Annotated in this window: 21 protein-coding genes and 1 pseudogene; 6 read left to right on the top strand and 16 right to left on the bottom strand. The window is 68.5% G+C overall.

Annotated features, from left to right (window positions below; all coding sequences use genetic code 11):
* Positions 1-1,101: 1,101 nt before the first annotated feature.
* The 11 genes and pseudogenes from ABT130_RS05350 to rpsP all read right to left on the bottom strand — a co-directional run.
* Positions 1,102-2,109 (bottom strand): annotated as a pseudogene (locus tag ABT130_RS05350) (ATP-binding protein); the annotation flags it as partial.
* A 62-nt stretch (positions 2,110-2,171) separates the two neighbouring features.
* The gene (locus ABT130_RS05345) at positions 2,172-2,525 is read right to left on the bottom strand and encodes a YraN family protein (protein WP_350924013.1); all 354 of its coding nucleotides are present in this window, start codon (positions 2,523-2,525) and stop codon (positions 2,172-2,174) included.
* Positions 2,526-2,692: 167 nt separating this feature from the next.
* Positions 2,693-3,016 (bottom strand): DUF2469 domain-containing protein, encoded by a 324-nt coding sequence (locus ABT130_RS05340; protein ID WP_030511723.1) that lies wholly within the window; start codon positions 3,014-3,016, stop codon positions 2,693-2,695.
* Positions 3,013-3,741 (bottom strand): ribonuclease HII, encoded by a 729-nt coding sequence (locus ABT130_RS05335; RefSeq protein ID WP_350953042.1) that lies wholly within the window; start codon positions 3,739-3,741, stop codon positions 3,013-3,015. Before ABT130_RS05335 ends, ABT130_RS05340 begins: the two co-directional genes overlap by 4 nt.
* 64 nt (positions 3,742-3,805) lie before the next feature.
* Positions 3,806-4,399: a signal peptidase I gene (gene lepB, locus ABT130_RS05330; RefSeq protein WP_350953040.1), complete on the bottom strand. Its 594-nt coding sequence runs from the start codon at positions 4,397-4,399 to the stop codon at positions 3,806-3,808.
* A gap of 9 nt (positions 4,400-4,408) precedes the next feature.
* A complete protein-coding gene (gene lepB / locus ABT130_RS05325; protein WP_350953038.1) occupies positions 4,409-5,275 on the bottom strand; it encodes a signal peptidase I in 867 nt (288 codons plus the stop codon).
* A gap of 154 nt (positions 5,276-5,429) precedes the next feature.
* Positions 5,430-5,783, bottom strand: a complete 354-nt coding sequence (gene rplS / locus ABT130_RS05320; RefSeq protein WP_350924003.1) for a 50S ribosomal protein L19 — start codon at positions 5,781-5,783, stop codon at positions 5,430-5,432.
* Positions 5,784-6,037: 254 nt separating this feature from the next.
* Positions 6,038-6,829, bottom strand: coding sequence for a tRNA (guanosine(37)-N1)-methyltransferase TrmD (gene trmD, locus ABT130_RS05315; RefSeq protein ID WP_350924001.1), 792 nt, complete (start codon positions 6,827-6,829; stop codon positions 6,038-6,040).
* A 1-nt stretch (position 6,830) separates the two neighbouring features.
* The gene (rimM, locus tag ABT130_RS05310) at positions 6,831-7,346 is read right to left on the bottom strand and encodes a ribosome maturation factor RimM (RefSeq protein ID WP_350953037.1); all 516 of its coding nucleotides are present in this window, start codon (positions 7,344-7,346) and stop codon (positions 6,831-6,833) included.
* A gap of 93 nt (positions 7,347-7,439) precedes the next feature.
* Positions 7,440-7,682 carry an RNA-binding protein gene (locus ABT130_RS05305; RefSeq protein WP_030906210.1) on the bottom strand — a complete coding sequence of 81 codons (243 nt, stop codon included), beginning with the start codon at positions 7,680-7,682 and terminating at the stop codon, positions 7,440-7,442.
* A gap of 1 nt (position 7,683) precedes the next feature.
* Positions 7,684-8,151: a 30S ribosomal protein S16 gene (gene rpsP / locus ABT130_RS05300; protein WP_350953036.1), complete on the bottom strand. Its 468-nt coding sequence runs from the start codon at positions 8,149-8,151 to the stop codon at positions 7,684-7,686.
* Between the two features lie 258 nt (positions 8,152-8,409).
* Here rpsP and ABT130_RS05295 point away from each other — a divergent pair, with 258 nt between their 5' ends.
* The gene (locus tag ABT130_RS05295; RefSeq protein ID WP_350953035.1) at positions 8,410-8,985 is read left to right on the top strand and encodes a hypothetical protein; all 576 of its coding nucleotides are present in this window, start codon (positions 8,410-8,412) and stop codon (positions 8,983-8,985) included.
* Here the strand turns inward: ABT130_RS05295 and ffh are convergent.
* The 5 genes from ffh to ABT130_RS05270 all read right to left on the bottom strand — a co-directional run bounded on the left by ffh (position 8,963) and on the right by ABT130_RS05270 (position 15,127).
* The gene (gene ffh, locus ABT130_RS05290) at positions 8,963-10,522 is read right to left on the bottom strand and encodes a signal recognition particle protein (protein WP_350923993.1); all 1,560 of its coding nucleotides are present in this window, start codon (positions 10,520-10,522) and stop codon (positions 8,963-8,965) included. The two genes, ABT130_RS05295 and ffh, sit on opposite strands and share 23 nt — an antisense overlap.
* Positions 10,523-10,607: 85 nt before the next feature.
* Positions 10,608-11,201: a GTP-binding protein gene (locus ABT130_RS05285; RefSeq protein ID WP_350923991.1), complete on the bottom strand. Its 594-nt coding sequence runs from the start codon at positions 11,199-11,201 to the stop codon at positions 10,608-10,610.
* On the bottom strand, positions 11,182-11,640 hold the full coding sequence (locus ABT130_RS05280) for a DUF742 domain-containing protein (RefSeq protein WP_451935512.1): 459 nt from the start codon (positions 11,638-11,640) through the stop codon (positions 11,182-11,184). The genes ABT130_RS05285 and ABT130_RS05280 overlap by 20 nt, the downstream gene beginning before the upstream one ends.
* 24 nt (positions 11,641-11,664) lie before the next feature.
* Positions 11,665-12,078 carry a roadblock/LC7 domain-containing protein gene (locus tag ABT130_RS05275; protein WP_326646986.1) on the bottom strand — a complete coding sequence of 138 codons (414 nt, stop codon included), beginning with the start codon at positions 12,076-12,078 and terminating at the stop codon, positions 11,665-11,667.
* Positions 12,079-12,121: 43 nt separating this feature from the next.
* Positions 12,122-15,127: a nitrate- and nitrite sensing domain-containing protein gene (locus ABT130_RS05270; RefSeq protein WP_350953034.1), complete on the bottom strand. Its 3,006-nt coding sequence runs from the start codon at positions 15,125-15,127 to the stop codon at positions 12,122-12,124.
* 677 nt (positions 15,128-15,804) lie between these two features.
* On the opposite strand from ABT130_RS05270, the gene ABT130_RS05265 reads away from it, so the two are divergent.
* From ABT130_RS05265 to ABT130_RS05245, 5 genes are all read left to right on the top strand, one after another.
* Positions 15,805-16,791, top strand: a complete 987-nt coding sequence (locus ABT130_RS05265; protein WP_350953033.1) for an ABC transporter substrate-binding protein — start codon at positions 15,805-15,807, stop codon at positions 16,789-16,791.
* Positions 16,788-17,576 (top strand): ABC transporter permease, encoded by a 789-nt coding sequence (locus ABT130_RS05260; RefSeq protein WP_350923985.1) that lies wholly within the window; start codon positions 16,788-16,790, stop codon positions 17,574-17,576. The genes ABT130_RS05265 and ABT130_RS05260 overlap by 4 nt, the downstream gene beginning before the upstream one ends.
* Entirely contained in the window at positions 17,576-18,367 is a 792-nt protein-coding gene (locus ABT130_RS05255; RefSeq protein ID WP_350953031.1) for an ABC transporter permease, read from the top strand. Before ABT130_RS05260 ends, ABT130_RS05255 begins: the two co-directional genes overlap by 1 nt.
* Positions 18,368-18,376: 9 nt before the next feature.
* Entirely contained in the window at positions 18,377-19,159 is a 783-nt protein-coding gene (locus tag ABT130_RS05250) for an ABC transporter ATP-binding protein (RefSeq protein WP_350923981.1), read from the top strand.
* Between the two features lie 129 nt (positions 19,160-19,288).
* The gene (locus ABT130_RS05245; protein ID WP_350953029.1) at positions 19,289-20,293 is read left to right on the top strand and encodes a methyltransferase; all 1,005 of its coding nucleotides are present in this window, start codon (positions 19,289-19,291) and stop codon (positions 20,291-20,293) included.
* Positions 20,294-20,430: the final 137 nt, after the last annotated feature.

Genomic DNA, 20,430 nt, shown 5'->3' with positions numbered 1-20,430 from the left:
TCGAAGTTCGAGGGGATGTGCTGCCCCTGAAACCAGTCACCCAGGGTGCTTCTAGGCAGGAGCAGCCCATACTGCCCGCTCCTCGCCGCAATGTCGCGAAAGCTGGGACTTCCTGCAGCAGCCCTAAGCTGATGGAGCTCACGCTGGAAATCCTTGATCCTTAACAGCTGCGTGCGTCTTAACGGTTGCGCAGGGTTGCTCTTGTCCCCGGCCATGGTTTGGTCGCGCCTGCGCCGACGAATTCGATCTTCCTGCGCGCGCAGAAGGGCCCCTTCGACCGCTTTCTTCTCCTCGTCGGAGCAGTTCAGGACGTCAAGGAGCATCGCGACCAGTGGCCTGCTTGGAAGGTCGGGGCCGACGAGCACGCGATGGAGGACTTGCCGACTGCAACGCACCCCCTGAGCGACGAGATCACTTAGGGAGAGATCACCATGACGGCGGACTATCCCCTGGAGCAGATCAAAGAAGTCGTACTGAGGTCCCCGCGGCACCTTCGGAGCCCCCAAGCTTCTCTTCACCATGACGCCCCCTTGTCCCCTGCTTGTCACCTAAACATCCCATACTCTGCGCACACGAAACGCCTGCATATCAGGGGTGGTAGGAATTAAAGAGTCCGGACAGCCCGGACACTGTCCGGACGCCGCCCACTTGGCTCGCAACCTCAGGCGGCGGACGGACAGATGCCCGAACCGAAAGAGAACACGCCTATGCGCCTCGTCCGGTCCATCATCCATCTTGCCCGAAACCCTCTGGCGACGCGACGGCGTCGCGCTGCGATCATTTTGATCAGCGCTGTGATCGGCCTTCTGCTTCCCGAGGAGCGAGTCAGCGCCGCAGCAGCGCTGGTCGCCATCACCGCGGCACTGCTGCCCGCGCGCTCTACATCTTCCAGCAGCACCGTCGATGCCTCAAGGCCCTCAGCCGGTGAAGACACCCCACTCGCCCTTGAGGGGGGCAAGGAGGCTTCGGCTGAAGCCCGGGAGGTCTAGCTCCAGGGTCAGGTCGACAGGGGCACGTGAAGCCTCTCAGCCGCGAGGCAGCCTCACTGCACGCAGGACTGCGACATCTAGCCAGCAGCGACAACTTGACAGTTCACATAACTGGGGCCTCATCGAGAAAGAGCACTCCCCGGTGGGCCAGCGAGACCGCACCAGGACGGATCATCCCGCTGCCCCCACCGATGACGGACGCGACGGTCGCGGTGTGGTGTGGCGCCACGAACGGCGGGCGGACCAGCAGCGGGCGGTCCCTGGGCAGCACTCCGGCGACCGAGTGTATGGCGGTCACCTCCAGGGCCTGATCCCACTCCAGGGCCGGAAGCAGGGTCGGCAGCCGCTCGGCGAGCATGGTCTTGCCGGTGCCGGGAGGACCGAGCATCCAGAGGTTGTGACCACCGGCGGCGCAGACCTCCAGCGCGCGGCGGGCGACGGGTTGCCCGGCGACGTCTCCCAGGTCGGGGCCGTCCTCGGCGCCACCGGCGGCACTGTCTCCCAGGTCGTGCCCGGGGACGGCCTCGCCGGGACATCCCGACGGAAGCGGGCGCGCGGCCCGGTGACCGGGGTCTCCGGCGCCGTCCAGGACGCCTCCCGGCGGCTCGCCGCTTCGCAGCCCGCTCACCAGCGCGCCCAGGGTGGTCGCGGGGATCACGGTCACGCCCGGCACGAGACCCGCCTCGGCGGCGTTGCGCGCGGGGACGACGACGGTGCGGGCACCCGCGGCGACGGCCGCCAGCACCGCGGGGAGAACGCCCCTCACCGGCCTCACCGAGCCGTCGAGCCCCAGCTCACCCAGGAAGAACGGCTCGGCGACCCTGGCCGCGGGCACGAATCCGGCCGCCGCGAGCAGGGCCATCGCGATCGCCAGGTCGAAGAGGCTGCCCCGCTTGGGCAGGCTGGCGGGAAACAGGCTGACGGTGATCCGGGCGTCGGGCCACGCGTACCGGCTGTTGACCAGGGCGGAGCGGACCCGGTCGCGGGCTTCGCTCAGCGCGGTGTCCAGCATTCCGATCAGGTGCAGACCCGCGACACCGCTGCCGATGTCGGCCTCGATCTCGACGAGACGGCCGGTCACCCCGACCAGGGCGACGCAGCGCGTACGTGCGACGGCCACTCACCTCACCTCCCACGGGGTGGGATGTGGGGAGCGAATGATCCAGGACAGGCCAGGAGACATCAGCACACCCCCCGCTCGTGGCGGATGGCGAAATCCCCGGCGAACCGCTCAAGGGCGACGACGTCGACGCGGATCGCGTCGAACCCCTCCTGGTGCTCGGCGACCCATCTGGCCACGAGCATGCGCAGGCGCGCGATCTTCGCATCGGTGACCGCCTCGAAGGCGGTGCCGTGACGGCGGCCGGAGCGGGTCTTCACCTCCACCGCGACGAGCGTGCGCCCCTCTCGGGCGACGACGTCGATCTCCCCGTCCGGGCATCGCCAGTTGCGATCCAGGATCTGCAGGTCGTGCGCGAGCAGATAGTCGACGGCGACCTGTTCGCCGTACCTGCCGAGCTCATCCTTCGCGGCCATGGAACCACCTCCAGTTCCCGACCTTCGCTCAGCTCACCGCGCCCCCGACGAGCCGAACGGGACTCTGTGGACAACCGGCCGGACACCAGGCGCCCCTGTGGACGACGCCCCGGCCCCGCGGACAGCGTTCTCGCCGCTCAGCAATGGTCAAAAAGCCGCAAAGCCCCTCAGGAGGAGAAGCCCTCCTTCGGCATCTCCAGATCGGGTTTGGCGAGCTCCTCGACGTTCACGTCCTTGAAGGTCACCACGCGGACGTTCTTGACGAACCTCGCGGGCCGGTACATGTCCCAGACCCAGGCGTCCTGCATCTTCACGTCGAAGAACACGTCGCCGTTCTCGGCGGTCCGCACGTCGAGATCGACGGAGTTGGTGAGATAGAAGCGCCGCTCAGTCTCCACGACGTATGTGAACAGGCCGACAACGTCGCGGTACTCACGGTAAAGCTGCAGCTCCATCTCGGTTTCGTACTTCTCGAGATCCTCTGCGCTCATACCGGTCCTCCTGTTAAACGCACACCCCGGCCCGCCCGATCAGACGCACCGGCCCCCAGTTCATTCTCACCCATCACCTCGCCCGCTCCTGACCGTGCCACCGTCGAGAACGAGAAGCGGTGGTCCGGACACGGACCGTAGGTTCTGAGAGCCCTGCGATGATCGACGGTGCCATACCCCTTGTGCACGGCGAATCCGTACCAGGGATGACGTTCGTGCAACGCGACCATCATCTCGTCCCGCGTCACCTTGGCCACGATCGAGGCCGCGGCGATGCAGGCCGCGACCTGATCTCCCTTCCACACCCCCAATGACGGCATGGGCAACCCGGGAACGGGAAACCCGTCGGTGAGAACGTAGCCGGGCTGACGGGGAAGTCGTGCCACGGCCCTGCGCATTCCGTCGATGTTGGATCTGTGCAGACCACGGGCGTCGATCTCACCCGGCGGGATCACCATCACGCTCACCGCCTCCGCGGTCGCCGTGATCCGCTCGTACAACGACTCACGACGGGAGGCCGTCAGCTGCTTGGAATCACCCAGGCCGTCGATCCGGCCGCCCAGCACCACGGCGGCGACCACCAGAGGCCCGGCACAGGCGCCACGGCCCGCCTCGTCGACCCCTGCCACGGGACCGAGCCCGCGGCGGTCAAGGGCCCGCTCGTAGCCGTACAGCCCTAAATCGCGCCGGACCACGCTGGGCCTGGGGCGAAACGCAACCGTCATGACACCTCGGGTGACACAGCGACCATGACCAGAGAGTACGCCCCCTCCGGTGCATTCGGTACCGCTATCTCACCTTGAGAAAGCTCTCCGGCCTCGAAAGGATCGTGGCCCTGGAGAACGGCCAGTAGATCGCCACCGCACGGCCGACGACGTCGTCCTCGGAGACCGTGCCCTCCTCCTCCCGCTCCTCGTGGGCGCGCGAGTCGGCGGAGGCGGTGCGATGGTCGCCCATGACCCACAGTCTCCCGGCGGGGACCACCTTCTCGAACGCGTCCCCCGAGGGGAAGTCGCCGGGATACAGGTAGGAGCCCTCTTCGAGCGGCACTCCGTTGACCGTGATCCGCTTCTTGGCGTCGCAGCACTTCACCGTGTCACCACCGACCGCGATGACCCGCTTGATGGTGTCCTCGTCGTTCCAGCCCTTGAAAACCACGATGTCGCCACGCTCGGCGTCGCCGTGCAGCTTGTTGACGACCACCCGGTCACCCACCTGAAGGGTGTTCTCCATCGACTCCGACGGGATCCAGAACGACTGGAAGACGAAGGCCTGCAACAGCAGCGCCACCACCACCCCGCACGCCAGCAGGAACAGCGACTCGCGCAGGTTGCCGCCCTTACCGGACTTCTTGTTCTTGTCAGCCTCGGGTTCCACGGTCATGAGGTCCGGTTACCGCCTTGAAAGCCGGCGACGACGCCACAGCACCAGCGGCACTGCGCCTGCGAAGCCCGCGAGGAACGGGGCCGCGCCTCCCACGGCCGCGGCGGCCTTGAGAGCCGGTTGACCGAAGGTGTCGGGAATGGGGATGGTCGTGGCCCTGGAGAACGGCCACACGATCACGAAGGCCCGGCCGATCACCTTGTCCACCGAGATCGTTCCGCCGCCGGGATCGCCCAGGTGGGAGCGGGAGTCGAGGGAGACCAACCGGTGGTCGCCCATCACCCACAGGCGGCCCTCGGGGACCTTGGCCTCGAAGAACCTCTGGGACGGCACGTCACCCGGGTAGAGGTAGTCCTCGTCGAGGGGGACCCCGTTGACCGTCACCCGGCCCTGGGCGTCGCAGCACTTCACCGTGTCGCCACCGACGCCGATGACCCGCTTGATGTAGTCCTTCTCACCGGGGACCACGCCGAAGGCGGTTCCGACCCAGCGGAAGAACCCCGTGACCGGGTTGGACGGCTCCTCAAGGACGATCTCGGGATCCCAGGAGTCGACCCCGGAGAACACCACCACGTCGCCGCGTTCGATGTCCCGGACGCGGTAGACGAGCTTGTTGACCAGGACCCGGTCGTTCGTGAGGAGGGTGTTCTCCATCGACTCCGAAGGAATGTAGAACGCCTGGATCACGAAGGTCTTGATTATGAGAGCGAGCACCACCGCCACGACGATCAGAACAGGCAGCTCCTTCCAGAAGGAGCCCTTCTTCTTGCCCTTGTCGCTCTTGGCGTTCTTCTGGGTGTCTTCGGCGACCACGTCCACCTCGTCCTCGACAGGTCGACGCGAGACTGCGCCGTACTCCCGGTCTTCGCTAGTCATCGCTGACGAGCCTAGATGATGGGCGGCACCAAGTGGTCGAGTGACGGGGTACCGCATAGCCATGCGTATTGCCATAGGAGGTCAAACCTCCTTACATGCGACTGGCCCGCTCCCGGAAAAGAGGACGCGGGCCAGGGCGGCGACTACCGCGCGCCTAGCGGGCCTCGCGCTTCTCGCGGATACGGGCGGCCTTGCCGCGCAGGTCACGCATGTAGTAGAGCTTGGCACGGCGGACATCGCCACGGGTCACGAGGACGATCTTCTCGATGACCGGGCTGTGCACCGGGAAGGTGCGCTCGACGCCGACGCTGTAGCTGACCTTGCGAACCGTGAAGGTCTCGCGGGCGCCACCGCCCTGGCGGCGGAGGACGAAGCCCTTGAAGACCTGGACACGGGACCTGCTGCCCTCAATGACCCGGACGTGGACCTCGAGCGTGTCACCGGGCCGGAAGTTCGGGATGTCGGTGCGGAGCGCGGACTTCTCGAGCTCGCTGATCAGCGTGTGCATGGCAGTGGTACCTCATTTTTAAACGCACCCGGAGGTCCATCCGGCCGCGACGGAGCGGCGTCGTGATGGACACGCGTGCTGAAGTGGACTGTGTCTCGGGAGCCGGGTCGCTCTTCCGGCAGTGCGCGCCAACCCATGGACGGTCGGCGGCAACGCTTCAGTCTGCCATATTTTCCCGACCGACCGGAAATCAGCCGGTCAGGGCGGCCGGGCCGGCCTCCGCATCGGCTCCGTCGGCCAGGGGACGGAACCGGTCAGGGAGCCTGGCCGACGGGTCCGGTCCCGGGCTGGTCGAGCTCGGACAGGAGCTGCCTGTCGTGCTTGTCCAGGCTCTGCGGGGCGAGCGCCGCCAGCAGTTCGGGCCGGTTCCTCGCGGTACGGCGCAGTGCCTGGTCCCGCCGCCACCGGGCGATCTTTCCGTGATGCCCGGAGAGCAGGATCTCCGGCACCTCGTGCCCCCGCCACTCGGGCGGCTTGGTGTAGACGGGGCCTTCGAGAAGGTTCTCCATCGCGCCGGGCGCGAAGGAGTCGTCCACGGCCGAGTGGACGTTGCCGAGCACCCCCGGCAGCAGCCGCCCGATGGCCTCGATCATCACCAGCACGGCCACCTCGCCTCCGGCGAGCACGTAGTCCCCGATACTGACCTCGTCCACCCGCATGCGCGCGCCGTACTCGGCCATCACCCTGGAGTCGATGCCCTCGTAGCGGGCCGGGGTGAACAGCAGCCAGGGCTCGGCGGCGTACTCCATCGCCAGCTTCTGGGTGAAGGGCACACCGCTGGGAGTCGGCACGATCATCCGCGGCAGGGCCACGGGGTCCGCGGCGAGGACCTCGTCGAGGGCCTCTCCCCAGGGCTCTGGCTTCATGACCATGCCGGGGCCGCCCCCGTAGGGTGTGTCGTCCACCGTGCGGTGCACGTCGTGGGCGTGGTCGCGGAGCTGGTGGAGACGGACGTCGAGGATGCCGCGCTCGCGGGCCTTGCCGATGAGGGAGACGTCGAGGGGGGCGAAGTACTCGGGGAAGATCGAGATGACGTCGACGCGCATGTCAGACGATCTCGTCCGGATCGAGCAGTCCCGCCGGGGCGTCCACGACGAGGATGCCCTTCTCAAGGTCGATCACCGGGACCAGCGCCTTGACGAACGGCACGTAGACCTCCGCCTTCCCACGCCGTACGACGAGCAGGTCCTGGCCGTGGTGGAGCACGTCGGACACCTCGCCCACCCGCTCGCCGTCGGGCTTGACCACGGTGAGGCCGATGAGCTGGTGATCGTAGAACTCGTCGGGATCGTCGGACGGCGGAATGTCCGCCGAGTCGATGACGAGCATGGTGCCGCGGAGCTCCTCGGCGTGGTCGCGGTCGCTCACGCCCTCGAACCTGACCAGCAGGATGCCCGAATGCCAGCGGCGGGACTCGACGACCAGCGGGCCGGCCGAGGCGGGGTCGGTGGCCAGGGCGGTGCCCGGGGCGAAGCGCCTGTCAGGCTCGTCGGTGCGCACCTCCACGGACACGTCTCCGCGGAGTCCGTGCGGGCGACCGATCCGCCCTACGACGAGCTGCACGCCCGCCTCCTCACATAGTGGTGCCGGTGGAAAGCAGACGGGCCACCCGCGCTGGGCGGGTGGCCCGTTCGCTCGATTGGACGCGTCCGGCGGCTAGCGGGCCTCGTTCAGGTCGAGCAGATCGACCCGGACGTACTTGCCGTCGCCGAGGGCGTTCACGACCGTGCGAAGCGCCTTGGCCGTACGGCCACCGCGGCCGATGACCTTACCGAGGTCCTCGGGATGCACCCGGACCTCAAGCACACGCCCGCTACGGATGCGGCGAGCGTGAACCTGGACGTCGTCGGGATATTCGACGATGCCCTTCACCAGGTGCTCGAGGGCCTCCTCAAGCACCTCAGGCCTCGCCTTCCGGCTTCTCCTCGGCGGCCGCGGTGGGCTCAGCCGGGGCCTCGGCGGGGGCCTCTTCAGCCTTGGGAGCCGCCTTGCGGGTCGACTTCTTCGGCGTGGTGGCGGCTTCCAGAGACAGCGCCTCCTTGGCCGCGGCCTCGTAGGCGGCGTGGCGGTCGGCCTTGGGCTCGGCGACCAGGAGCGGAGCCGGAGCCGACTCGCCCTTGAACTTCTGCCAGTCGCCGGTGAGCTTGAGGAGCTTGAGGACGGGCTCGGTCGGCTGCGCGCCGACACCCAGCCAGTAGGCCGCCCGCTCGGAGTTGACCTCGATGCGCGAGGGGTTCTCCTTCGGGTGGTAGAGGCCGATCTCCTCGATCGCCCGGCCGTCACGCTTGGTGCGGCTGTCGGCGATGACGATGCGGTACTGCGGGTTGCGGATCATGCCGAGCCGCTTGAGCTTGATCTTGACTGCCACTGGTGTGGTCTCTCCTGCATTAGAGCGTGGGTGAACGGTGTCTCATCGAGTGGGGCACGAGGAGAGGACCGATCGAGGGACAGGCATGGCACGCGGGAGTGAGAGGGCAACCACGTGTCACGATGTTCCAACATGTCATTGTGCCAGACGCGCGGGGGTGCCCGGCCAATCCGCGGCCATCCCCCGCGGCGGCCGGAGGGCAAATCTCGGTAATCCACGTGTGTCCGGGCCCCCGGCGGGTCCGGCCTGCTGCGCTAAATGGCCGCCGTGGCAACCACCCTCAGATCTCTGCTGCTGACCGCGACCGGATCCATCACCGTGCTGGGAGCGGTGCTGACCATCAGGGCGACCCCTGCCGGTCAGGCCGACGCGCCTCCGGCGTCCGCCCCGTCCCCCGCCGTAACCCCGGGAACCGGCCACGACGGTGTCCCCTGGATCCCCTGGCCGTCTCACGTCCCACGAGGAACGTCCGTGCCTCCTCAGACCCCGCTCCTGCCCGGGGCTCCGGCGCGGCCGGGAGCACCCGCCCCGCCGGAGACCCTCGACCCGCCGGGGACCGCCTCGCGGCTCGGAGCCCCCGTCCTGCCCGAGGCGCCGATCCTGCCGGGAGCCGCCCAGCCGCCGGAGATTCCCGCACCCCCGGGAGCACCCGCGCGGCCCGCGTACCCGCCGTACGATCCGTCGGCCGGGATGCCGTGGTGGGAGCGCTACTTCGGACGTACCCCGAGCAGTTCGAGCACGGCCACCAGGATGAACCCCGCGACGATGATCACCCAGATCCATCTGGCACGCGCGTGGAAGGGGCCATCGCTCATTTCTGACCGGGGAGCTTGAACTTCGAGGGGTCGAAGCCCGGCGGCAGCTCCAGGCCAGGAGGCAGCTGCTGCCGGGAACCGAGCTTGCCGAGGAGGCCGTTCCCCGCCGGGGCCGCGGGCTCGCCGGACTTGTCGGGGGCGGCCTTGCCGAGCGCCGCCTTGCGCGGGTCACCGCTGACCCTGCGTCCCTTGGCCGCCTTCTTCTGCGCGGCCTTGGCCCCCTTGCGACCGCCGGGCATGCCGGGGATGCCCATGCCGCCGGCCATCCGCTTCATCATCTTCTGGGCGTCGAAGAAGCGGGTGACCAGGCCGCTCACCTCGGTCACCGTCACACCGGAGCCCCTCGCGATACGGGCACGACGTGAGCCGTCGATCATCTTCGGATTGTGACGCTCGGCGGGGGTCATGGAGCGGATGATGGCGGCGATGCGGTCGAGGTCGCGGTCGTCCACCTGGTTGAGCTGATCACGCATCTGCCCCATGCCGGGCATCATGCCGAGCAGGTTCTTGATGGGGCCCATCTTCTGGACCATCATCATCTGCTCGAGGAAGTCCTCCAGGGTGAAGCCCTCGCCCGAGGTGAGCTTGCTCGCCATCTTGGCGGCCTCGGCCTCGTCGAAGGTCTTCTGGGCCTGCTCGATCAGGGTGAGGATGTCACCCATGTCGAGGATGCGGGAGGCCATCCGGTCCGGGTGGAAGGCGTCGAAGTCCTCGAGCTTCTCACCGGTGGACGCGAACATGATCGGCCTGCCGGTGATGTGGCGGACCGACAGTGCGGCGCCACCGCGGGCGTCGCCGTCGAGCTTGGTCAGCACGACGCCGTCGAAACCGACGCCCTCCATGAACGCCTGGGCCGTGCTGACGGCGTCCTGGCCGATCATCGCGTCGACGACGAACAGGACCTCGTCGGGCGAGACCGCGTCGCGGATGTCCGCCGCCTGCTTCATCAGCTCCTGGTCGATGCCCAGGCGGCCCGCGGTGTCGATGATGACGATGTCGTGCTGCTGCCGCTTGGCGTGGTCGATCGACTGGCGGGCCACCGCGACCGGGTCGCCGACGCCGTTTCCCGGCTCGGGCGCGTAGACCGCGACGCCCGCGCGCTCGGCCACGACCGAGAGCTGCTGTACCGCGTTGGGCCGCTGGAGGTCGGCGGCGACCAGCAGCGGCGTGTGGTTCTGCTCACGCAGCCAGCGGGCGAGCTTGCCGGCCAGGGTCGTCTTGCCCGCGCCCTGCAGGCCCGCGAGCATGATGACGGTCGGCGGGTTCTTGGCATAGCGGAGCCGCCGGGTCTCGCCGCCGAGGATCTCGATGAGCTCGTCATTGACGATCTTGACGACCTGCTGCGCCGGGTTCAGCGCCTGGGAGACCTCGGCGCCGCGGGCGCGCTCCTTGACCTGGGCGACGAACGCCTTGACCACGGGCAGCGCGACATCGGCCTCGAGGAGCGCGATGCGGATCTCGCGGCAGGTCGCGTCGATGTCGGCCTCGGAGAGCCGACCCTTGGATCGAAGGGAGGAGAAGACCGATGTCAGCCGGTCGGAAAGCGTCTCGAACACGTGATTGGCCAGCCTCTGCGCTACAGGTCTGCGACTCGACCTCCCAGCCTATCCGCTGGGAGGTGCGACTGACGCCCTCCCGCGGTCAGCGGCCCCAGCCGGGAACGGCCATCCGCACGGTGAGCGCGTGCTCCACAAGCGTGATGAGCGTGGCCTTCACCGCGTCGCGCGAGCGGGCGTCGGTCCTGGAGATGGGGATGTGAGGCGCCAGCGTCAGCGCCTCGCGTACCTCCTCCTCACCGTGCAGGTAGGTGCCGTCCCACCCGTTGACCGCGACCACGAAGGGGAGCTTGGCCTCCTCGAAGTAGTCGATCGCCGGGAAGCTGTCGGCCAGCCGCCGGGTGTCGACGAGCACGATCGCGCCGATCGCGCCGCGGACCAGGTCGTCCCACATGAACCAGAACCGGTGCTGGCCGGGCGTGCCGAACAGGTAAAGGATCAGGTCGCGGTCCAGCGAGACGCGACCGAAGTCCATCGCGACCGTGGTGGTGGTCTTGTTCGGAGTGAGGCCGAGATCGTCGATCCCGGCGCTGGCGTCGGTCATCACCGCCTCCGTGGTCAGCGGCAGGATCTCCGACACCGCCCCCACGAACGTGGTCTTACCGACACCGAATCCCCCGGCGACGACGATTTTCGTCGATGTCAGGCCGCCGCCGCGGCTAGAGCCTGCGAAGTCCACTGAGCACCCTTTCCAGCAGGTTGAGATCCGGCTTGCCCGCGTCCAGCTGCGGCTGATGCAGCTGGATCAGACCCTCGGCGGCCATGTCGGCGACCAGGATCCGGGTCACGCCGAGCGGGATGCGGAGCATCGCGGAGATCTCAGCGACCGAACGCACTTGCCGGCACAGGGCACTGATCGCCTGATACTCCGGGGTGCGGGTGGATAAATCGTGATGTATGGAAGTCGCCGAGGAGACCAGGGCCTCCAGGGCGAGTTGGGTCCGGGGGGCGGTGCGCCCCCCGGTCACGGCATACGGACGGACGAGGGAGCTCTGCTCCGACGGCGCCGGCTGCATGAGATGCGAAGGACCCCCCTGTTGCCGGTGGGGGTCGTCCATCGATTGGTAGGGAAACCCGCTGTGCGGGTCGCCCTCACCGGTCCAGCCGCGGCCTGCCACGACAGCCTCCTAGCGTCATCGCCGTCACCGTGAGTGGGAAGACTGCAGTTCCGCACGGACGGCCGGGGTCAGCACCTGGCCCGCCCGCTCGACGAGCATCGTCATCTGGTAGGCCACCAGTCCCATGTCACAGTCGGCGGCGGCCAGCACCGCCAGACAGGAACCGTCACTGATGGACATGATGAGGAGCAGCCCTCGTTGCATCTCCACCACGGTCTGGGTGACCGCACCGCCTTCGAAAACCCGTGAGGCGCCCTGGGTCAGGCTGATCAGGCCGGCCGCGACCGCGGCCAGCTGGTCCGCCCTGTCCCTGGGAAATCCGTCGGAATACGCCAACGGCAGACCGTCCGCCGACACGACGACTGTGTGCGCCACACCTGGGACGTTGTTCACAAAGTCAGTGATCAGCCAATTGACCCCCCGGGCGGCCTGGCTCATTTCGCGCACGTGTCATCCTCCTTGGCGACCATGATGAGCTCGCTCACCGGTCCTCCTTGTTTCCTTCAACGTCCCGGCCGAAGTCGGGATACGGCCGTCCGTCCGCGGCTCCGCCCCTGGCGGCCGCGCGGCCCTGCCGTACGCCCTGCTGGAAGCTGGCCAGCCTGTTGCGCACCGCCTCCGGGGAGACTGTCGGCCGGAGCGCGGGAGTTTGGGGGGCCGCGCTCAGGTCGGGCGCGGCCGTGCCGGGCACCAGGTTCGCCTTGGGCACCCGCTTGGGCAGCCCGGAACCGGTGATCCCGCCGAGTGAGGGCTCGCTGGCGGCCTTGGCCGCCTGCCAGCCCACGTCGGCGGGTGACGACCAGCCGGTCCCCTGCGTGGGGGCGGCCTGCTGTGAGAGCTGGACGGTCTCCTGAACGGCCTGGGCCGGCCGGGCCGGTTCGACCTCCTCGTCCCGTTCCTCGGCGGCCTGGACCGGATCGACCTTCCTGAACCAGTCGGACTCGACGGCCGCGAAGATCGGCAGGAACTCCTCCTTCGCCTCTTCCATGGGCGAGGAGTCGGGGATCACCGGCAGCGGGCCGGTGTTGTCCGCCGCGTCGAACGGGCGCCGCCCGAACGGACCGGAGTTACCGGTGGACGGCCAGCCTCCGGAGTCGCCGCCGCGGAACGAGGAGCTCGACCAGACGTCGGAGCCGCCGTCCCTGCTCTGCCCGCCGGGCCAGACGGGGGCGTCACCGCGCGCGGGCGCGCTCGGCCCCCCGGACCACATTCCGGTGTCGCCTCTGGACGGGCTGCCCTGGCCCTGATGCCACGCGGTGGGGTCGGGCTGGGAGGCGTCCGGCCAGCCGGGGGTGGCGCCGGGCGGCGGAAGCTGTCCCGGCCACGGGGTGTCGACGGGTGCCTGCCCGAACTGGCCGCCTCCGAAGGGAGACTGCGAGGCCTCGAAGGAGTTGAACTGCTGCCCCAGGTCGAAGGAGGCGAACGAGTTCTGGTGGGCGGCCTCGAACGAGGCGAAGGACGGCATCTGGGGAGCCGCGGGGCTGGCCAGCACGGGCGGGCGGTCCATGGAGGCCATGGACCCGGCCCAGTCTCCGCCCTGCGACGTGGCACCGGGCGCGCCTCCCGGGCGGGCGGTGACGGCGAGCAGGTTCTCCGGGAGCAGGACCATGGCGGTCAGGCCGCCGCTGTCCTGCTGCCTGAGCTGGACTCGGATGCCGTGCCGCAGGGCAAGGCGGCCGACCACGAACAGGCCCATCCGGCGGGAGACCGAGACGTCCACCACCGGCGGGTTGGCCAGTCGCCAGTTGGCCTGGGCGAGCTCCTCGGCGGTCATGCCGATGCCGATGTCGGTCACCGAGACCATCACGCCACCGCCGTCGATGCGGTTGCTGGAGACGATGACCTTGGTCTCCCGGGGGGAGAAGGAGATCGCGTTCTCCACGAGCTCCGCGATCAGGTGGACGACGTCGTTGACGGAGGTTCCGGCCACGGCCACGCCCGCGGACAGCTGCAGGTCGACCCGCTCGTAGTTCTCGACCTCCGACAGCGAGGCGCGGACCACGTCGATGAGCGGGACCGGCTGGCTCCACCGGCGGGCGGGCTCCTGACCGGCGAGGACCAGGAGGTTCTCCGAGTTGCGGCGCATGCGGGTGGCGAGGTGGTCGAGGCGGAAGAGGCTGCCGAGCCGGCCCTCGTCCTGCTCGCCCTGCTCCAGGCTCTCGATGAGGGAGAGCTGGCGCTCCACCAGGGTCTGGCTGCGCCGGGAGAGGTTGACGAACATCGAGTTGACGTTGCTCCGCAGCGTGGCCTCCTGGCCCGCCAGCCGCACGGCCTCGCGGTGGACCTCGTCGAAGGCCCGGGCCACCTCACCGATCTCGTCGTCGGAGGCGACACCGATCGGGGTGATGTCGGTGGTCGAGACCTCGCCGCTCTCGCGCATGCTCTGGACGGTCTCGGGGAGACGCTGGCCGGCGATGGACAGCGCCTCGGTACGGAGCCTGCGCAGCGGCCTGACCAGCGACCGCGCCATGACCGCGGTGATGATCAGGACGAGGATGAGCAGCAGCGCGCTCAGCCCGGCGGCGATCAGCGCTCCGCGCTGCTCCGACTCCTGCAGGACCCGGCTCTGCGTGATGAGGGTGTCGGCGACCTGCTCCTCCACGGTGCGCATGCGCTCGACGATGTCGCTGGAGGCGTCGAACCACGTCGTCTGGTCACCGAGTCCGGTCCTGGAGACGTCGACGTTCCTCAGCGGCTGACCGTTGAGGGCCAGGACGATGGCGCGGGCGCGCAGTGCCGCCGCGCGGTCCTTCTTCTGGCTGCTGACCGTGTCGTCGTAGAGCTGGCGCTGGGCGACCGAGGCCTCGGAGCGGAAGGTCGCGAGCTCGCTGTCGAACTGCGCCCGGGCGGCCAGCATGGCGTTGAGGCCTTCGGCGCTGAACCCCCTGACGGCGAGGGCGATGGCGAGGTTCGCCCGCTCCCTGGACGCCTGTTCCTTGGCCCTGGCCAGCGCGGCGAACGCGGCCGCGCTGGCGGTGATCTCCTGGTCCGCGACGCCCTGAATGATCTCGTCGTGCAGGGCGAGCAGGTCCGCGATGGTACGGGAGTACGCGGCGACCATGGGCTGGGCCGGCATCTGGGTGGCCGTCGCCGCGTCACGCAGGCTCTTGAGCTCGTCGATGCGGGCGCGGATCTGCGTGAGCTCGTCCCTGCTCCGGGTGCTGAACGACTCAACGATGCCGCTGTCATTGATGACGCCGTCGATGCGGGTGCGCACCTCGCGGGCGACACCGTCGACGCTCTCGTACTGCTTGCGCAGGTTCGACTTGCCGGTGCTCAGACGCCCCTGTGCCACGTACCGGGCCGACAGGTCCCGCTCGAGCTGCAGCTCGTCGGCCAGGTTGCTCAGGCCCGCGGTGAGTTCGGCGGTGGTACGCACGCGCTCGTACTCGGCGGCGCTGCTGATCGAGGTGGTGACCCGCAGGCCGCCCAGCACGATCGCGGCGGCCGTGGGGATGACGATGAGCGCGACCAGTCGCGACCTCACCCGCCAGTTCTTGAGCGCGAGCTTGCCGCCGTTCCTCGCAGACCTCTCGGAGCCGGAGCCGTCTGGGCCCTGACCCGGGCCGCTCTGCGGCTGCCCCCCCTGATTGTCGAATCCCAGGGCAGGTGCCAGCCCGGATTCGCGTTCGCTGGGGATTGACGCTGTCCTCACTGGCCTCCGCTGCCTCTCCTCGGATCGTCTGCTTGGAGGGGATCGCGTCACGCAATGATGTGCTAGTGACGCCGACGCATCCATGGGGTAGGGGTTATTGGAGCACAGCCGGATGAGTTCGGCCAACAGCACATAACTCGCATTTCCCACCGAACGGGCACACCGCACCCGTAACCGGGCGATGACTCTCCGCCCTGTAACCACAAACTTCCACAAAGTTGCGAAACAGATTTATTGACATCTTTGCTTTTGCCCGCTATGCGGGCCTATCTGTTGATTGTTACGGATGTGGCAACTGGGTGGCGTATGCCTGCTTTGTAGCTTCGGGGCGATAGGGGCGAAAGGGGTGATATTTGTAATTTGACTGATCTACTCCGCTACTCTGATCCGCGGTCGGCAAACCCCCCCTTGACCAACATGCCTCCCGGGACCCCCTCCATGTCGCCCGATGAGTTACCGCGAGTTCCGGCAGGGGCGGTCAAATGCAGCTAATGCAGCTAAGGAGACCCATGAGGTTCACACTTGCGAGCCGGGCCGTCATCGCAGGAGTCGCAGCCGCCCTGGTGCTGAGCGCCTGCGGAGGTTCCGACAAGTCCACTGACACCACCGCCGCGAACGCGGGTGGCCTTGAGAAGACCCAGATCAAGATCGGCGCGCTGCCGATCCCCGACTCGGCCGCGCTCTACATCGCCAAGGATCGGGGCTTCTTCAAGGAGCAGGGCCTCACCGTCGACATCGAGCCGGTGGTCGGCGGAGCCCAGGCCCAGCAGGCCCTCGTCGGCGGCTCCCTGGACGCCACCCAGACGAACTACGTCTCGGCCTTCCTCGCCGTCGCGGCCGGCAACAAGATGAAGATCATCTCGGACCTCTACCAGGCCGCTCCGAACTCGTTCAACATCATGGTGCCCAAGGACTCATCGATCAAGACGCCCGCCGACCTCAAGGGCAAGAAGATCGCGGTCAACAGCCTCAAGAACATCGGCACCCTGGCGGTGACCACGGTGCTCAAGACGCACGGCCTCACCGAGAACGACGTGCAGTTCCTGGAGTTCCCCTTCCCCGAGATGGGGGCCCAGCTGGCCAGCAAGACCGTCGACGCGGCCTGGATGACGGAGCCGGCCCTGACCGCGGTGCAGAAGAACCTCGGCGCCCAGAAGCTCGCCGACACGATGGTCGACTCCACGGCGGACTTCCCCATCGCCGGCGTGGTCGTCATGGAGAACTTCGCCACCGAGAACCCCAACACCGTCGCCGCCTTCCAGCGGGCGATCGCCAAGGCCCAGCAGATCTCCGCCACCGACCGCAAGGCCGTCGAGCAGATCCTGCCGACCTACACCAAGATCGACGCCGCGACCGCCGCCGTCATCACCCTCGGCTCCTTCCCCACCAGCCTTGACGAGACCCGCCTGCAGCGCGTCGCCGACCTGATGGTCGAGCAGGGCTACCTGAAGAGCCCGATCCAGGCCAAGACCATCCTTCCCGGCAACCTCGGGTGACACGGCGCAACCCGCTCGACAACAGACTGCTCTGCGGCGCCCTCGGCGTCGCGGGGCTGTTCTGCGTCATGGAGGTCGCGGGCCGGACCGGGCTGATCGACCCGCTCGTGTTTCCGCTGGCCTCCACGGTGCTCGGTCGAGCAGCCACGCTGGTGACCGACGGGGAGTTCCTCTCCGACGTCACCTCGACCCTCGGGGCCTGGGCTCTTGGACTGCTGTTCACCGTCGCGCTCGCCGTGCCCGCCGGGTTCCTGCTCGGCAGCCTGCCCCGGGTGGAGAGCGCGCTCCGGCCGATCCTTGAGTTCCTGCGCCCGATCCCGTCGATCGCGCTGATCCCGCTGGCGCTCGCCGTGTTCTCCGACAGGTTCGACATGAAGGTCACCCTGATCGTCTACGCGGCGACCTGGCCCGTCCTGATCAACACGATGTACGGCCTCAAGGACGTCGACCCGCTCGCCAAGGAGACCCTCCGCAGCTTCGGGTTCGGGAAGTCGGCCGTGCTGTGGCGCGTCTCCCTGCCGAGCACGGCGCCCTTCATCGCCACCGGTGTCCGGCTGGCGTCCGCGATCGCGCTCATCGTGGCGATCAGCGCGGAACTGCTCGGCGGCGGCGCCCAGGGCATCGGCAGTTACGTCCTGGAGAGCGGCGGCAGCGCGGACGCGGTGGAGTACATCATCGCCGCCGCCATCTGGGCCGGGATCATCGGCGTGGTCACCAACAGCCTGTTCGTGCTCGCGGAACGGCGGATCTTCCGCTGGCACACCGCCCGTACGGAGGTGGTCTGATGAACGGCCTGCTGCGCGGCGTGGTCCGGCTGTGGCCGGTGCCCGTCGTGCTGCTGCTGTGGGAACTGCTCACCCGCGGCATCGAGATGCTGAGCTTCCCGCCGCCGTCGCAGATCGCGACCAGCATGTACACGATGTGGCTGACCGGCCCCGCGGAGCGGCTCTGGCTGACCGAGGCGGCGCTGACGAACATCCCCGCGAGCATCGGCCGGCTGCTGGCCGGGTGGGTGCTGGCCGGGGTCGTCGGGATCGTCCTCGGGGTCGCCCTGGGCCGCTCCCCGCTGCTCTTCCGCTTCATCGACCCCCTGGTCCAGTTCGCCCGCGCCATCCCGCCGCCCATGCTGCTGGCGTTCTTCATGGCGTTGTTCTCCATCGGCCCCCGGATGCAGATCAGCTTCATCGCGTTCGGCATCGTCTGGCCGGTCCTGATCAACGCCTCCGAGGGGGCGCGGCAGGTCGACCGCCAGCATCTGGACACCGCCAGGGTCTTCGGGCTGTCGGGCGCTGAGCGGCTGTTCCGGATCATCCTGCCCTCGGCCATGCCCAAGATCTTCGCCGGACTCCGGGTCAGCCTGTCACTGGCGCTGATCCTCATGGTGCTCTCCGAGCTGGTCGGCAGCACCGACGGGATCGGCTTCCAGCTTCTGGACGCCCAGAGGTCATACGACTTCTCCGGCGTGTGGGGAACCATCGTGGTGCTCGGCGTCCTGGGATACGTGTTCAACTCGGCGTTCCTGGCGGCCGAGCGACGTGTCCTGTCCTGGCACCGCTCCGCCAAGCAGACGACCTGAGGACCTGCTGTGCTTGAGATCACGAATCTGTCCCACACCTACGGCAGCGGACCGACCGCCCACAACGCGCTGGGTGGCATCGACCTGAAGGTCGCCCAGGGTGAGCTGGTGTGCATCGTCGGCCCCTCAGGATGCGGCAAGTCCACACTGCTGCGCTCCATCGCGGGGCTGCTCCGGCCCAGTGGCGGCCAGGTCACGCTCAACGGCGCCCAGGTCGAGCAGACCCCCGACAACCTGGCCGTGGTCTTCCAGGACTACAGCCGCTCCCTGTTCCCCTGGATGTCGGTGGTCGAGAACGTCTCGCTCCCGCTGCGCCGCAGGGGAATGGACAAACGGCAGCGCGGGCAGGCGGCGATGGAGGCGCTGGAGGAGGTCGGCCTGGACAGCGCCGCGGCCAAGTACCCGTGGCAACTTTCCGGGGGCATGCAGCAGAGGGTGTCCATCGCCCGTGCCCTGGCCTACCGCCCGGCCCTGTTGCTGATGGACGAGCCCTTCGGCTCCGTGGACGCCCAGACCCGCGAGGACCTGGAAGACCTGACCCTGCGGGTCCGCAACCTGCACAACATGACCATCGTGCTGATCACCCACGACATCGACGAGAGCGTCTACGTCGGTGACCGCGTCGTGGTCCTGTCCAAGGCCCCTGCCGGGATCGTCGGTGACCTGCGCGTGGACCTGCCGGGACCGCGCGACCAGATCACCACCCGCGAGCACCCCGACTTCGTGCACCTGCGCGCCGAGGTCGGCCGCCTGGTGCGCGGCATGCGGAGCCCGTCGGCCTCGACCCCCTGAGGCCCGATCTTCAAAAACGCCTGCCGGAACCCGAACCGCTCCCCGCCCGAGCACGCGGGTCCGGCGCGCACGCTTGCCGGGACGTGCTGGTCCCCCCTCAGGGCCGCACGCCGCAGAGAGAGGATTTTCATGAGCGACCCACAGGCACCGGTATGGGATGCGATCGGTGGCGTCTCCCGTTTCGCCGCCCTGGCCACGATGGCCGAACTGGGCTGCGCCGACCACCTGCGAGACGGCGCCCTGAGCGTTGACGAGCTCGCACTGCGCTGCGGCGCCGACGCCTCCGCGCTCGGCAGGGTGCTCCGCGAGCTCGCCGCCATGGGCATGGTCGCCACCGCGGCGCCCGGCACCTACGAACTGACCGAGGCGGGTGTCACCCTCCGCACCGACGTGCCCGGCTCGCTCCGCTCCGCCGTACGGATGATCGTCGAGGAGGGCTTCTGGTACGGCATGGGCATGCTCCCGCAGACCGTGCGCACCGGCAGGTCGGGCTTCGTCGAGCGGCACGGGCACCTCTACGGCTACCTGAAGGCCAACCCCGGGGCCGGTGCGCTGTTCAACGACTACATGGTGGTCAGGGCCCGGCCGTTCGCGGACGCCGTGGCCTCCCGCTACGACTTCTCCGGGGTGCGAACCCTGGTGGACGTGGCCGGTGGCAAGGGGCACATCCTGGCCGCCGTTCTGAAGGCGCACTCAGATCTGGACGGGGTGCTGTTCGACCAGAAACAGGTGGTCAGCGCGGCCAGGGAGTTCTTCGCCGAGGCCGGCCTTGAAAGCCGGTGCAAATTCGTGGACGGTGACTTCTTCGTCTCGGTACCCGCCGGGGCGGACGCCTACCTACTGAGCAGTGTGATCCACAACTGGTCCGACGAGGACTCGGTGCGGATTCTGCGCAATGTCAGGGAGGCCATCTCCGACGACGGCCGAGTACTCCTGGTGGAGGCCGTGGTGCCGGACGACGACAGGTCGCACATCAGTAAGGACATCGATATGCGAATGCTCGCCCTTTTCGGCGAGGGTATGGAGCGCAGCACCTCCGAGTACGCCGAACTCCTGGGCAAGTCCGGTTTCCGGCTCAACCGGCAGGTGGAACTGCCCGGCGGCGCCTCAATTGTTGAGGCCCTGCCTATTTAGGGGCTGATACGGGGCCGGCGTAAAGGCCGACCTCGGGCTCGTCTCGCCGAGCACGGCAGCCTCGCCACGGCCCGCAAGCTCCTACACGCGCCGGCGGTGTCCGACGGCTTCGCCGCCCTCTGGGAGCGCGGGCGCCT

Origin of the sequence: Streptosporangium sp. NPDC001681, from assembly GCF_040298085.1 — a bacterium.
Classification (GTDB): domain Bacteria; phylum Actinomycetota; class Actinomycetes; order Streptosporangiales; family Streptosporangiaceae; genus Streptosporangium.
Note: the sequence above shows the minus strand (reverse complement) of the source record. Positions and strands in the feature narration are given on the sequence as shown.

What these genes read in the sequence shown, in the direction of transcription:
- ABT130_RS05345 (WP_350924013.1), bottom strand. Translation starts at nt 2,525, where the DNA reads ATGGCCGCGAAGGATGAGCTCGGCAGGTACGGCGAACAGGTCGCCGTC.
- ABT130_RS05340 (WP_030511723.1), bottom strand. Translation starts at nt 3,016, where the DNA reads ATGAGCGCAGAGGATCTCGAGAAGTACGAAACCGAGATGGAGCTGCAG.
- ABT130_RS05335 (WP_350953042.1), bottom strand. Translation starts at nt 3,741, where the DNA reads ATGACGGTTGCGTTTCGCCCCAGGCCCAGCGTGGTCCGGCGCGATTTA.
- lepB (WP_350953040.1), bottom strand. Translation starts at nt 4,399, where the DNA reads ATGACCGTGGAACCCGAGGCTGACAAGAACAAGAAGTCCGGTAAGGGC.
- lepB (WP_350953038.1), bottom strand. Translation starts at nt 5,275, where the DNA reads ATGACTAGCGAAGACCGGGAGTACGGCGCAGTCTCGCGTCGACCTGTC.
- rplS (WP_350924003.1), bottom strand. Translation starts at nt 5,783, where the DNA reads ATGCACACGCTGATCAGCGAGCTCGAGAAGTCCGCGCTCCGCACCGAC.
- trmD (WP_350924001.1), bottom strand. Translation starts at nt 6,829, where the DNA reads ATGCGCGTCGACGTCATCTCGATCTTCCCCGAGTACTTCGCCCCCCTC.
- ABT130_RS05295 (WP_350953035.1), top strand. Translation starts at nt 8,410, where the DNA reads ATGGCCGCCGTGGCAACCACCCTCAGATCTCTGCTGCTGACCGCGACC.
- ABT130_RS05275 (WP_326646986.1), bottom strand. Translation starts at nt 12,078, where the DNA reads ATGAGCCAGGCCGCCCGGGGGGTCAATTGGCTGATCACTGACTTTGTG.
- ABT130_RS05265 (WP_350953033.1), top strand. Translation starts at nt 15,805, where the DNA reads ATGAGGTTCACACTTGCGAGCCGGGCCGTCATCGCAGGAGTCGCAGCC.
- ABT130_RS05255 (WP_350953031.1), top strand. Translation starts at nt 17,576, where the DNA reads ATGAACGGCCTGCTGCGCGGCGTGGTCCGGCTGTGGCCGGTGCCCGTC.
- ABT130_RS05245 (WP_350953029.1), top strand. Translation starts at nt 19,289, where the DNA reads ATGAGCGACCCACAGGCACCGGTATGGGATGCGATCGGTGGCGTCTCC.